The 13,410-nt window shown below is 66.7% G+C and carries 10 protein-coding genes; all 10 read right to left on the bottom strand.

Features of this window, described 5'->3' with window-relative positions; genetic code table 11:
• Positions 1–52: 52 nt before the first annotated feature.
• The 10 genes from ASD78_RS04725 to ASD78_RS04680 all read right to left on the bottom strand — a co-directional run bounded on the left by ASD78_RS04725 (position 53) and on the right by ASD78_RS04680 (position 13,140).
• A complete protein-coding gene (locus tag ASD78_RS04725) occupies positions 53–967 on the bottom strand; it encodes a type II secretion system protein GspK (RefSeq protein ID WP_055908698.1) in 915 nt (304 codons plus the stop codon).
• A complete protein-coding gene (locus tag ASD78_RS04720; protein ID WP_055908700.1) occupies positions 964–1,638 on the bottom strand; it encodes a general secretion pathway protein GspJ in 675 nt (224 codons plus the stop codon). The genes ASD78_RS04725 and ASD78_RS04720 overlap by 4 nt, the downstream gene beginning before the upstream one ends.
• Positions 1,635–2,096 carry a prepilin-type N-terminal cleavage/methylation domain-containing protein gene (locus tag ASD78_RS04715; RefSeq protein ID WP_056098719.1) on the bottom strand — a complete coding sequence of 154 codons (462 nt, stop codon included), beginning with the start codon at positions 2,094–2,096 and terminating at the stop codon, positions 1,635–1,637. The genes ASD78_RS04720 and ASD78_RS04715 overlap by 4 nt, the downstream gene beginning before the upstream one ends.
• Positions 2,093–2,626, bottom strand: coding sequence for a GspH/FimT family pseudopilin (locus ASD78_RS04710; RefSeq protein ID WP_056098717.1), 534 nt, complete (start codon positions 2,624–2,626; stop codon positions 2,093–2,095). Before ASD78_RS04710 ends, ASD78_RS04715 begins: the two co-directional genes overlap by 4 nt.
• Positions 2,627–2,633: 7 nt before the next feature.
• A complete protein-coding gene (gene gspG, locus ASD78_RS04705) occupies positions 2,634–3,065 on the bottom strand; it encodes a type II secretion system major pseudopilin GspG (protein WP_055909387.1) in 432 nt (143 codons plus the stop codon).
• Positions 3,066–3,332: 267 nt separating this feature from the next.
• Positions 3,333–4,550 (bottom strand): type II secretion system F family protein, encoded by a 1,218-nt coding sequence (locus ASD78_RS04700; RefSeq protein ID WP_055908708.1) that lies wholly within the window; start codon positions 4,548–4,550, stop codon positions 3,333–3,335.
• Between the two features lie 7 nt (positions 4,551–4,557).
• Positions 4,558–5,022 (bottom strand): hypothetical protein, encoded by a 465-nt coding sequence (locus tag ASD78_RS04695; RefSeq protein WP_156087585.1) that lies wholly within the window; start codon positions 5,020–5,022, stop codon positions 4,558–4,560.
• 41 nt (positions 5,023–5,063) lie between these two features.
• The gene (gene gspE / locus ASD78_RS04690) at positions 5,064–6,815 is read right to left on the bottom strand and encodes a type II secretion system ATPase GspE (RefSeq protein WP_082575429.1); all 1,752 of its coding nucleotides are present in this window, start codon (positions 6,813–6,815) and stop codon (positions 5,064–5,066) included.
• Positions 6,816–6,994: 179 nt separating this feature from the next.
• Entirely contained in the window at positions 6,995–10,198 is a 3,204-nt protein-coding gene (locus ASD78_RS04685; RefSeq protein WP_056098714.1) for an Ig-like domain-containing protein, read from the bottom strand.
• Between the two features lie 155 nt (positions 10,199–10,353).
• Entirely contained in the window at positions 10,354–13,140 is a 2,787-nt protein-coding gene (locus ASD78_RS04680) for an RHS repeat domain-containing protein (protein WP_162250127.1), read from the bottom strand.
• Positions 13,141–13,410: the final 270 nt, after the last annotated feature.

The raw sequence follows: 13,410 nt of genomic DNA, 5'->3' as shown, positions 1-13,410 counted from the left end.
CGCAACGGATTGTCCGTCTGCCAGCTTCCAGGCCGGCTTTCGACTTGCGAGTTCATCGTGGCGAAGCTCCCTCCTCCCAACGCAACGGCGTATAGGCCATGCCTGGCACGGCACCGCCTCCCGCGCGCACGACTGCTCGCAATACCGACTCGCGGCCATCGGAGAGCCGCGCGCGGCTGTCGATACTATAGGTGCCACTGCCTTCGCCGACGAGCCCGGGCAATTGCCCGGGCACGCCCCCACCCGGCATCGGTGTGCCATCTGGGTTACGGCGGCCACGCTGCGCGATCACATCGGCACCATTCAGACCCATCGCATCCAATACCGGTGCCGCAGCGAACGCGGGATCGGGCTGGGAACGGCCGCTGTAGACCGTCAGGTAGGGCTCCAGCTTGGCGTACAGCGCCGGAGTGAAGCCCAGCACCTGTTCCAGTTCGGCCACGCTTTCGAATTCGGCGTCCTTGGCCCCGTAGGGCAGGCCCGCGGAGGCGTAATCGGGGTCTTCGGCGCCGCCGGAGACCTGGGTCAGCGGATCGGGATCGCGCCAATCGGCGATCGCCGAAGCCAGCCGCGCCGCGTCGGCCTGCTGTTCGATGCCGCCGGCGCCCTGTATCAATGCGGTCAACAGCGCCGGATCGGCCTGGTTGAGATCGATTTTGCCGTTCTCGTCGATCAGCTTCACTTCGACCTCGGCACCGGCATAGGCCCAGCGATACGGCGTGCCGTCGGGGCGCCATTGCAGGCGCGGATCGCTCTGGGCGACGCGAGTCAGTGCATATTCCATGCCAGCGCGCGCAGCGTTTTGCGCAACCATGCCACGCACCAACAGCCGGCCCTGCAGGTTCTCGACCCGCGCCATCAGCGCGAAGCTGCCGATCAGCGCGGTCAGCATCGCGATCAGCCACATCACCAGCAGCAGCGCGGCACCGCGCTGGCGCAGGAACGCGGGCGTGCGCGGCGCGCTCATATCTGCCCCGGCACGATGCCGCGCGCGGCGCTGGCGGCCAGCGGCAGCGACACCACCAGCGGCGGCCAGTCGTGGCCGTCGGCATCGGTGAACGTGACCTCGACCATCAGCGGCAATTGCTCGACCGCCTGCCAACGCTCCTGCCATTCGCCGAGCTTGCCGGTCTCGTCCAGCGCGCGGTAACGGAAGCGCGCCGACTTCAGCCCTTCCACCAGCAATTCGGGCGGACGCTCCTGCTCTTCCTCGACGGTCTGGCCGGCGAGCACCATCGACAGCGACAGCATGATGCGCGTCCGGTCGCCGTCGCTTTCGATCGCGAAATCGTGCAGATACGGGCCGCCGCGGCCGAGATAGTCCGGCAGGTCGGCGACGAAACGCATGCGGTCGGGATCGCCGATGAAACGCTGCGGCAGCGCGCTGGCCTGGTCGAAACCGAACGGCACCGGCCGGGTCGCGGTCAGGCGCTTGCGCATGAAACCTTCGACCGCGCGCTGGCGTTCGCTGCGTTGGGCCATGGCTTCGCCGCGGGTCGCGGTCTGGGTCGCGGCCGACAGGGTCGCGAATGCCAGCGCCAGGCCCGCGGCCAGCAGCACGGTCGCGAGCAGTATCTCGATCAGGGTGAAACCGGCGACGGCCTGCCGGCGCGGCAAGGAACGCGGCGCGCGGATCATGGCAGCGCCGCCTCGGCGCCGGGCAGCGCGCTGCGCAGGCTGCGCAACTGGAAGCGCTGCGCGGGACCGCCGTCGCCCCACTCCACCGCCAGGGTCACCTCGAACAGCTGCGGGCCGTTCACGTCCACCGGCTGCGCCGCCGCGGCCACGGCGCGGTCGCGCCAGGGCGCGACGCCCAGGGTCCAGCGGTAGCGGCCTTCCTCGAAATCGCCGCTTTGCTGACCCGGCGTCAGCGGCGCGGCCACGCCGACCTGGTCCAGCAGCGATTGCGCATGCAGCGCCGCGCGCCCGGCGTCGCCGGACCAGCGCACCTGCCGAGCCGCGCCGGTCAGCGTGCCCAGCAACAGCGTCATCGCCAGCGCCAGCAGCGCAAAGGCGATGATGACTTCGATCAAGGTGTAGCCGCGCGTCGCACGCGGCGCGCTCCAGCCGGACCGACGCAGCGGCGCGGCGCTCATGGGCGTGCCTCGGTGCGCTTGAGCCGCACTTCGCCGGTGAGCCAGGTCACGTCGACATTCCAGGCGGCGCGCTTGGCGCTGATCTGGATGCGGCCGCCGGTGGAAGCGCCGTCGTTGAAGAACGCGATCGCGCCCTCGCCATCGCGCGGCTGCACCTGGCGCGCGCCGAGGAAGGACACTTTCAGGGATTTCGGAATCTCGCCCGAGCGCCCGTTCGGCGCCGTCCAGGTATGCGCGCCCGGGTCGATGGTGAAGGTCTGCTTGTTGCCGGTCGCAATCGCCTGGGTGCGGGTGTAGCGCAACTGCGCGGCGATCTCCTTGGCATTGCTGCGCAACTGCATGCCGGCGATGCCGCCGGTGAACGCGAACGCCGCCAACAGGCCGATCGCGGCGATCAGCGCGATCACCAGCAGCATTTCCAGCAGAGTGAAACCGCGCGCCGCGCGCGGCGGCGCCGCGGCCGCCCGCGCCGCGGCAGGGCCCCGGTCTCCCCTCGCGGGAGCGGAAGGGCGATGCCGCAACAGCTTCATCGGCGGCTTACTCGAACTTGATGTCGCCGTCGACGCTGGTGCCGCCGGGCTTGCCGTCCTTGCCCAGGATCACCACGTCGAAGTCGCGGCCTTCGCCCGGCGAACGGTATTCGATCGGATGGCCCCAGGGGTCCTTGAGGTCGCTTTCCTTGACGTAGGGGCCGAGCCAGCCGCTGGCGTCGGACGGCGCCTTGACCAGTTCCTCCAGCGATCCGGGCAGGCGGCCGGTGTCCATCTGGAAGGACTCGACCTTGCCGGCCAGGGTCTGGACCTGGGTCTTGGCGAGCTTGAACTTGGCGTTGTCGTTGGCGCCGAACACCTTGGCTCCGACCACCGTCATCACCGCGCCGATCAGCACGATCACGATGATGATTTCGATCAGGCTCATGCCGCGCTGCAGGGCGGCGGACGGGCGACGCAGGGAACGGGGGTTTCGCATTTCGTTCATCCGTAGGTGGTTGGGTACACAGAAGAGGCGGCCGTGCTAGGAACGATTCCGCTGCCCCCGGGCTCCGATTCGACCGCCGCTCGCCGGAACGGTTCCGGCGCGGCGAGGTCCAGCTCGATTCTGTGCCGCGATCCCGGCGCCGGAACAGCCGCGCGGGAAGCGGTACAGCTTGCGTTCAAAACGGCGGAATCGCGCCGATCCGGACCGCCAGGCGCGAGCCTGAACGGGGCAATCCGTCGCAGTTCCGCGGCCCCGCGTTCAGCCGATCGCATTGGTCAGATCGTACAGCGGGGTCAGCACCGCCAGCACCACGGTGCCGACCACGCCGGCCAGGACCACCGTGATCACCGGCACCATCGCCGCCAGCATGCGGTCCAGGGCCAGGCTGGTTTCGTGCTCGAAGGTCTCGGCGGTCTTGACCAGCATGGTGTCGAGCGCGCCGGATTCCTCGCCGACCTGGATCATCTGCAGGGCCAGGCGCGGGAAGCGCTTGCCCTTGCCCAGCGCGGTCGACAGGGCGACGCCGTTCTTGACCTCCTCGGCCGCGGCCTCGACATCGGCCGCGAGCACGCGGTTGTCCAGCACGTTGCGGCCGATCCCCAGCGCGGTCATCAGCGGCACGCCGTTGCGCACCAGGGTGCCGAGCGTGCGCGCCAGGCGCGCGGTTTCGATCTTGGCGACCAGGGCGCCGGCGAACTTGCGCTTCAGCAGCCAGCCGTCCAGCGCCTCGCGGAACACCGGATCGCGGCGCTTGCGGTCGAACCACCACACGCCCAGCGCCGGCGTGGCGATCAGCAGCACCCACCAATCGCGCACGAACAGACCGATGCTGAGCACGATCTTGGTGAAGAACGGCAGCGGCGCGTCCAGGCTTTCGTACATGGCCGCGAACTGCGGCACCACGTAGCCGAGCAGGAACAGCAGACTCGCGCCGACCATCACCACCAGGATCGCGGGATAGATCAACGCGTTGATGACGCGGCCCTGCAAGGCGCGGCTGCGCTCCAGATAGTCGGCCAAGCGCGACAGCGTCTCGTGCATGCTGCCGCCGGCCTCGCCGGCACGGATCATGTTGATGTATAGCCGCGAAAACGTGCCGTGCTGGCGCTCCAGCGCCGCCGACAGCGAGGCGCCGCTGCGCACCGCGTCGCGCACATCGGTGATCGTGCGCTGGGCCGCCTCGTCCTCGGGCAGTTCCAGCAGGATCGTCAGCGCACGGTCCAGCGGCTGGCCGGCGCCGAGCAGGGTCGCCAACTGCTGGGTGAACTGGACCAGGCGCGCACCGGCGAAGGGCTTGGGCTTGAACAGCCCCTTCCACACCGACGCGCCGCCGGATTCGCTGGCGAGCTTGGCTTCGACCGGCAGATGGCCCTGCTCCTGCAGGCGCTGCACGACCTCGGCGTTGGTCGCCGCCTCCATCTGCCCGTCGAGCATTTCGCCGCGGGCGTTTAGGGCCTTGTAGTGGTACAGGGGCATCGGCGGCTCAGTCGCAGGCCATGCGCCCGGCCGGCACCACGCGCGGGTTGCCCAGCGCGAAGGCCCGGATCGGACGCGACCACATCTCGAAACTGGAAATGCCCGGCGTCACCGCACAGGAACTGGTGTACTCGAAGCGCTCGCCGTCGGACGACACGTACAGATCGAACTTGAGCGCGACCGCGAGATCGTGGCGGATCGTCAGCATGGTCTCGCCGCCGTCGGCGCTGCCGCTGGCGGTGACGTTGGCCTGGGCGGCGTCGCTCACCACCGTGCTCCTGGCCTGGCCGTCGGCGAGTTCGACCTTCAGCGCCAGCGGCGGCTGGCCCTTGCCGATCGCAAAGCCGGCCGGCAGCGCGGCCTTGTCCAGCGATTTCGCCGCGGGCTTGCCCGCCGCCTGGGCGGCGCCGGCCAAGGCCAGCGCAGCGGCCAGCAGACACACGCCCGATATCCTTACCGTTGCGATCTTCATACGCTCTGCCTCTGTGGATGTTGCGCGCGGCCGCGATGCGGTCACGCGTCCTCGGTGACGCGCAGCACTTCCTCGATCGTGGTGTAACCGGCCAGCGCCTTGGCGATGCCGTCCTCGTACATGGTGCGCATGCCGGCCTCGCGCGCGAGCTGCTCGATCTCGCCCATGCCGGCATGACGCATCACCGCGCGCCGCAGCTCGTCGTTCATGACCAGAAATTCCATGATCGTGGTGCGGCCGTGGTAGCCGGTCGGCGCCAGCGCCGAACCGCGCGGGCGGTACAGGAAGATCTCGCCCTGCGGCTGGTACTTGCGCAGATCGAACTTGTCGATTTCCTCCGGCGAGGCCGGGTACTTCTCGGCGTGGGTCGGCTCCAGCCGGCGCACCAGACGCTGGGCCAGGATGCCGTTGATGGTCGAGGTCAGCAGATAGTCCTCGACGCCCATGTCGAGCAGGCGGGTGATGCCGCCGGCGGCGTTGTTGGTATGCAGCGTGCTCAGCACCAGGTGACCGGTCAGCGCGGACTGGATCGCGATGCGCGCGGTTTCCAGATCGCGCATTTCGCCGATCATGATGATGTCCGGATCCTGTCGCACGATCGAGCGCAGCGCGTGGGCGAAGTCCAGGCCGATCTGCGGCTTGGCCTGGATCTGGTTGATGCCCTCGATCTGATATTCGACCGGGTCTTCGACGGTGATGATCTTGACGTCGCTGGTGTTGAGCTTGCTCAGCGCGGTGTACAGCGTGGTGGTCTTGCCCGAGCCGGTCGGGCCGGTCACCAGCAAGATGCCATGCGGCTGGTCCAGCACCTTCTGGAACTGCGGCAGGAAGTTGTCGGTGAAGCCCAGCTTGTGGAAATCGAACACCACCGTCTCGCGGTCCAGCAGTCGCATCACCACCGACTCGCCGTGCGCGGTCGGCACCGTGCTCACGCGCAGGTCCAGCTCCTTGCCCTGCACGCGCAGCATGATGCGGCCGTCCTGCGGCAGGCGGCGCTCGGCGATGTTGAGCTTGGCCATGATCTTGATGCGGCTGATCACCGCCGCGGTCAGGTTGGCCGGCGGGCTCTCGCCCTCGGCCAGAACGCCGTCGACGCGATAGCGCACCTTCAGGCGGTTCTCGAACGGCTCGATATGGATGTCAGAGGCGCGCAGCTCGACCGCGCGCTGGATCACCAGGTTCACCAGCCGGATCACCGGCGCCTCGGAGGCGAGGTCGCGCAGGTGCTCGACATCGTCCAGATCGCCGCTGCCCTCGCCTTCGGCGGTCTCGACTATCGCGCCCATCGCGCTGCGGCCCTGGCCGTGCCAGCGCTCGATCAGGTCGCCGATCTCCGAGCGCAGCGCCACGTACGGGCGGACATCGCGCTGGGTGGCCAGGCGCAGGGCGTCCAGGGTGTAGACGTCCTGCGGGTCGGCCATCAGCACTTCGACCGCCTGCTCGGTCTCGCGGACCGGGCAAACCGCGAATTGCTTCATGAATTTGGGTGTCAGGGCGACACCTTCAGGAGGTAATTCCGGTGCGTCCTTGACGCTGACCAGGGGCAGGTCCAGCACCGCGGCCACGGTTTCGGCGTGGTCGCGCTCCGATACCAGGCCCAGCCGGGCCAGCAGCGCCAGCAGGCTGCCGCCGGTTTCCTCCTGCAGGCGGCGCGCGCGCGCCAGGTCCGGCTCCTTGAGCCGGCCCTTGGCCAGCAGGGCCTCGACGATGGCCGCGTCGACGGCGGCCTGCGGGCCTCCGGCCCCGGCCTCGGCGGTGGACGGCCCGGGTTCCGGAGCCCCGGGCGATCCCATATTGGTGGCTACTGCGTTCACGTCACCCTCCTGCGCGTGAACCCGGACTTTAGCAGTTTCGGTTGGCAAATCTGCCCGAACCTAGCCCCCGGCCGACAGTGGTGGCGGCGAGTTCACGACGGGCTCTCGCAGCTGAACGCATCCATGGCATCGAATCCTCGCGAATGTTTGGGAGGAACTCACTCGGAGGTCTTCTTATCCTCTTCAATCTCCTCCCCTAATCCTTTCGATTTCAGGAACATGATGCTGGGCGCTTGCTTACTCGATACGCCCCAGCCAATCCCGATCTTCGGCACCAGCTCCGCTGAACCACCCGCATTAACAGAGCCTTCTGCGCTTACAAAAAGACCGTCCCCCGCGCTCACTTCCGCATTGAAGCCGACAGGCGCGTCCACGGCATTATCCAGTTCGATGGAGTAGCCGTCTCTGGGCTGCAGCGCGACACCTACAGATGCGCCCTGCCCCACCGTCACCATGCCCAACTCGCCATCAAAACGCATCAGGCTAATCGAACCTTCTATACCAATGCCGTACGCGACCATGAACTCAAGGCGCACATCCGTCCTATTCAGGACCTCGGAGCCAATTTTTTCGGCGAACTTGGCCGGGGTTTCCATTATCTCGTGGGCGGCGCACATCGGACAGCGTCCGTCGGGGTCGGTAAACGTATATGGACTGTTGTACGCGTAGCTGTACCGATTGAAATGCTTCGGACCTTTGTCGTAAACCGTAACCGGATCGACGCTCAAGAACCTGCCCACGCTCTGGTCGTAATAGCGCTGCTGCATGTAGGTCAGCCCGGTCGCGCCGTCCATCACATGGCCGGTATAGCCCACGCCGTTGTAGTTCGGCTTGCCGATCGCCGCGCCGTAAGGCTCCCAATCGGTGCGATCGATCACCGCGCCAGCGGCATTCGTGACCGCGATCGGGCTGCCCAACGCATCGGTGTGGTGGTACTTGAGCTGACCGTTGCCCGCCGCCCGGTTCCATTCGATCGTCGCCAGCAGACTGCCGTTCAAATAGACGTGCGGCACGGTGAGTTCGGGATGGCTGTCGTTCTGCGCTTCGCCGGTGTGGTGGTCCTCGCTCATAAGCAGCTGGCCGTCGAGGCTGTAGAACGACCGCGAGTACGTGGTGTCGGGGCGCCCGATCGTGGCTACGCGCCGGCCCTGGGCGTCGTACAGGTAAGCCTCCTTGCCGATCACCGTGCGCAGACGGTTGCCGTAGTCGAACTGATAGGTCTGGCCGTTCTTGTTCTCCAGATTGCCCTGTGCGTCGTAGCCCAGGCCGACCACCGCTGCGCCCGCGGTATTGCGGATATTGGTCAGGCGATTGCGATCGTCGTAGTAGTAGGTTGCGTAATCCTTGACGCCGCCCAGGCTCCAGCTCTTGAGATTGTCGAGCGGATCGTAGGTGAAGCGATGCCAGCAATCGCCCAGGAAGCTGCACGAACCCGCGGCGGTCAGACGGTCTCGATGGTCGTAGGTCATCCAGCGGCTGTAGGTGTCGCCGCGCACCCGATCCAGGATGCCGTTGACGTTGCCGTTGGGGTCGTAGGTGTAGTCCAGTCGGGTCACGCCCGCATCGGCGCTGGAACTGGGCAGCTGACGAGCGTTCTGGGTCAGGGTGTGGACGACGCCATTGCCGTAGGTGAACTGCTTGATCGCACCGTTGGGGTAATAGCTGATGCCGGTGGCGTGATTGCCCCAGTTCGAGCTGACAGCGACCGGCTGACCCAGCGCGTTATTGGCGTAATCGATCGGCTGGCCGTCGGGCGTGGTGTAGCGGCTGCGATTGCCGTAGGCGTCGTACGCATAGGCGATGAGGCCGGTGTCTGCGCCCGGCTGGGCCTGCGTTTCGGCGCTCAGCAGACGACGTTTGTTGTAGGCATAGGTGTTGACGACCACCCCCAGATCCGGCCCATCGTTGCTGGTGCTTACCTCTTTCGCCAGGCCGTCGGGCGTATAGATCCAGGTCTGGTTGCCGCGACCGTCGGGGAACGCAAGGGTGTGCAGACGATTGCGCTGGTCGTAGCCGCGATCGACGCGACGGCCGGACGCATAGCCTTCGTTGGTATTGCAATTGTTCGGATCCGGCAGATCCAGGCCGGCGGCCGACCAGACCAGGTTGCCGGCTGCGTCGTAGCCCATCACGGTGGCGCCCGTTTCGGGTTCGATCACCTTGCACAGCTGCTGATACGTGTCGTACACGTAGCGACGCGCAACGCCGGTCGGTCCGGACGGCGGCTGAGTGACGGTGACCGTCACCGCCGCGGACGTGGTCTGACTGCCGCGACCGTCGGTCGCCACCGCGTGGACCGAGTGCGTTCCGACGCCCACGCCGGACCACTGGAACTCATAGGGTGCGACGGTGTCGCTGCTCACCACGACACTGTTGGCGACGAACTCGACCCGCGCGATGCCGTCGGGATCGCTCGCATTGGCCTTCAGCAGGAAGCTGCCGGGCAGGACCGACGTGGCGCCGTTGGCCGGAGCGGTCAGCACGACCGACGGCGGACCGTTGCCGATGATGTTCACCGCCGCCGAAGTGGTCTGCGCACCGCGCGTGTCGAAGGCGCGCGCGGTCACCGCGTGACTGCCTTCGAGCATGGTCCAATGCAGTTCGTAGGGCGCGCTGGTGTCCTCGCCCATCTTGATCCCGTCGACCAGGAACTCCACGCGCTGCACACCGTCGTCGGCGTCGCTGGCGTTCGCGGTGAGCGCGATGGCGCTGCCGGCCAGGAAGACCTGGTTCTGCGCCGGTGCGGTCAGGGCCACCGAGGGCGCGGCATTATTGGTCGGCACCGCGCTTACATCGACCGTCGCCAGGGTCAGATCGCCGCTCTTCAGGTAGAGGCGCAGCCCTCGGCTGTCTATGCCGCCGGTGGCCGAGCCGTTCTGCCCACTGGCCCAGCGGGTCATGATGCTGCCGTCCGGCAACGAGTACCAGACCTCGGCGTTGGCCGCGTTCGAGTTCCAGTTGATCGTGGTGTAGCAGGCGTTGCCGCCCCAGGGAATGGTGCAGGTCTGCGGCGACGCCGTGATCGAACCGCCGAGCACGTTGAAGGCGCGCCCGTTGCTCACCGGCGTTTCGAGCCAACGCCGGTCGCACATTTCGAAGTAGGCATCGATGAAATAGCGGCCGGGCGGCAGATTGCTGAGCGTGTCGCCGTTGTTGATCGAGGTATCCAACCCTGGACCGGTGACAAAGATGTTGATCGGGCCGCAGCCCGCCGTGGCGTTCAGCAACACCTTGACGTTGGCCGGAGCGGCGAAGTTCATCTCCGGCGCGGCGGGGTAGCTGAAACTCAGCGTCGGCCCCGCGGCGGCGACGGCCAGCCCCGGCAGCAACGTCGCCAGCAGCAGCCATAACCACATCGCCATCCGCAGCGGCGCCTTCGACGCCCGCTCTCGGGGCGCCATCACATTGCGTGTCTTGCACATAAACCGACCTGTTGGCCGAACCCGGCCTGCTGTCCTATGCCGTTACCGCGCTCCGCGCTGACGCGCGGGCTGCGGTCCCCTGAGCTAACGCCGGATCAACCGCCCGGTCCGCGCACGATCTCTTTGGTGTTGCCCAGCACATCGCGAACGATCGTGGTGCGGGCCTTGTCGACCGTGTTTTCGGCTGCGTCGATCTGTCTGGGCGCATCGTAGCTCGGCGTTCCGTAGACATCGAAGCTCTCGCTGGTGGCGATGCCGCGCGGGTCGGTGGTGCGACGCTTGAAGCCGGCCAGATAGTCGATCGCCGTGGTCAAGGGGCCTTCCTCGCCGTCCTGCACGGTCCGCGTCGGCCGACCCAGCGCGTCGTAGCTGGTCTTCGTACCCTTGAGCGCGGCATCGGAGAAGCTCGTCTCGCCATCGACGAACGGATTGCGCGGGTAGGACGCGAACACCGTTCGACCGTCCTCGTCGTAGCGCTTCGCGTTCCAGCGACGGGTGCCGCTCGGGTTCGACGCATCCTCTTCGAGCTCGACGACCGGGCGCCACAAGGCATCGAAGACGACGACCTTCTTGCGGTTGCCGGTGGTCACCACCTGTCGCCAATGACCGGGCTCGACACCGTACTCGGCCTGGGCGACGGGCTCGAACTGCAGCACGGTATCCAGCCAGGCCACATCGTCGCCCGCGGGCGGCGTGACACGGGCGATCCGGCCCATCGAATCGTAGGCGTAGCCGGTGCTGTAGCCGTTCTCGTCGGTGACCGATCCGATCCAGCCATTGCCATCCACGGTCACCAGCTTCTGGCTGCCGTCGTGGAAACGCACCGTCTGCGGCATGCCGCGTTTCCAGTCGCTGACCGCGGTGGCCAGCCCGCGCCCGTCGGCGACGGAAGCCAGCGTGCCGTCGGCGTTGTAGGCCAAGGTCTGCTGCGGCTTCTCGTAGGCGAAGGTGCGCACCGGCAATGCGGTGGCAGGGTCGAACTCGGTGCGCGACGGGATCGCAGCGGTGTTGAAGTTGGTCTCGCGTTGAACCTGCCCGATCATCCACTTCGCCTTGTCGTTGAAGTATTCGGTGAGGTCGGTGCGGCTGTAGCCCAGGGTGCTCGACTGCCCGGTGCGCGTTACCTGGGCGAACTCGTCGAAGGTTTCGTAGGCGATATCGAAGCGCACGCTGTCCTGCTGCACCGAATTGAACACCTTCGGCCGCTGACGTTCGGACGAGAACGAATCCAGACGGATCTGCGGACTGATACCCATCCGGTCGGCGAACGCCTGCTGCGACGCCGCTGCGTTGCCGAGATAGGAGGTGGTCGAGCTGCGTAGCAAGCTGCTGCCGGCGTAGACGTCGACCTTCAGGAGCTGGCCTTCGTTGTCGTTGTAGACCACGCCATAGGTATTCACCGTGCGATCGCCGTCGGGATCGGTGACGGTGGTGGTCTTGGTGGTGGCGCAGCTCGGGCACTCGCCTTCCCAGCTTCCGATCGGCGTGGTGTAGCTGTAACTCCAGACATGGCCCGGCAGCCCAGGCCCGGTGACGCGTTTGGTCTGCAGGGCGAGCACGTCGAAGCGCGCCGGGATCATGGCGCTCAAGGTGTCGTCGCCAGGCTGGAAATCGGGCTCGGGACGCGGCCCCATGATCGGCGGAATGATGCAGTCGAACGGCACGTCCTTACGCCCATGACGCACCGTCTGAAACACGAACTCGCCGCTGGCCCCGGACGGATGGCGAATGGTCGCGGTCCGCGTCAAGGGCCTGAGCTTGCGCATCCAGGAGCAATAGACGGCCTTGTCCTGCAGAGGCACGCGACGACCATCGGTCATGGTCTCTTCTTCGATCTCGTAGTACGGGTTTCCCCAAAGCGCGCTGAAATTGATCGCCCACTGGCTACTGTCGGGCAGCGTTACCGCCGTGAGCTGCGAGTACGGCGAGTAGCTGTAGTTCCACTCGCGCCCGGTATTAGTCGCCACCTTGGTGACGCGGTCGTAGCCGTTGACGTTCTCCCAGGTCAGGCTGAGCTGACGCCCATCGCTGGAGGTGATCGTCAGCAGCTTGTTGCCGCTCCAGCCGTAGGCGACCCAGTTGCCGAAACGATCCTCGATGCGGGTCGGATACAAACGAATTTCGTCGCGCGGCACCGGGCGCTGGACCACGACGCCTCCACTGACGACCGGCTTCAACAGATCGTCCGAGGGGCGCGCGACCATCCAGTCGAAGCGATAGCGAGTACCGTCCGGCGAACGCGCCATGAAGCCCTCGCCGGCCTGGCCGCTTTGCAGGCTGGGCACGCAGGACAGATGCCAATGCTTGTTGGTGACCCAGGGATAGACGCCGCCGTCGGTGGGTCGCGGCCGCGTCTCCGCCGTCGCGATCAGCAGTTCCTGACTGCCGCCGGCGACCGACATGTTGTAGCCGCTCCAGTACTCCCAGGGCTGCACCGCCGGCGCGCTGGCCGGCGTCGAACTTTGCACCTTCACCAACGGCGGGCGCGCCGTTTCCGGACTGGTGGGATACGAGCAGCGATTTACGCTGGCAGTGGCAGCCGAGGTCCCCAGCACCCAGCCTTCAGCACGGCTGAAGTTGCCGCTGATGTAGGGCACGTCCCAATCCCAATCGCCGAACGGGCGGCTGCGCGCGTCGCTCGCCGAAGAGAAGCGTCTCCCCAGCGCGACCGGAATCGGGAAATTGCCGGGTATCGACACGTCCACGGTCGCGAACGAAGTCGCGCCCGTATAGAGATTTACCGAATCGCCGAACAAGGTCGGCCCTTCGGACTTGATGGTCTGCGCCGACTTGATGAGCTTGTCGTATTCCTCCCACGGCGCCTTTTGCGCGTAAACCGCGCATGACGTTAGCGTGAGCAATGCCCCGATCAGATATCGCACGGTCTTCCCCTCGACCCTGGGCCCATGGCCCGCTGTGAGACCGGTTTTTGATCGCCCGGTCGTGTGTGATGCATTGTCGGCGCGAAGCATGCGCAAGTGCGTTCGCTTCGGCGCAGTGCGCGCACGCTTGATCGCACGCTCGCATCGTCGAAAAATCGAACATCCATTTGCGATGCGCGACGAGAGTGCGAACGGATTCGCATGCATCCACGGCTCGGCGCAGCGCAGGCACGACTCGGCGCAGGCGATGCCCGCCTGCGGTTGGACCGA

Source organism: Lysobacter sp. Root667 (assembly GCF_001427715.1).
GTDB lineage: Bacteria > Pseudomonadota > Gammaproteobacteria > Xanthomonadales > Xanthomonadaceae > Lysobacter.
The sequence above is the reverse complement of the archived record's forward strand: the minus strand, read 5'-3'. Positions and strand labels throughout refer to the sequence as shown.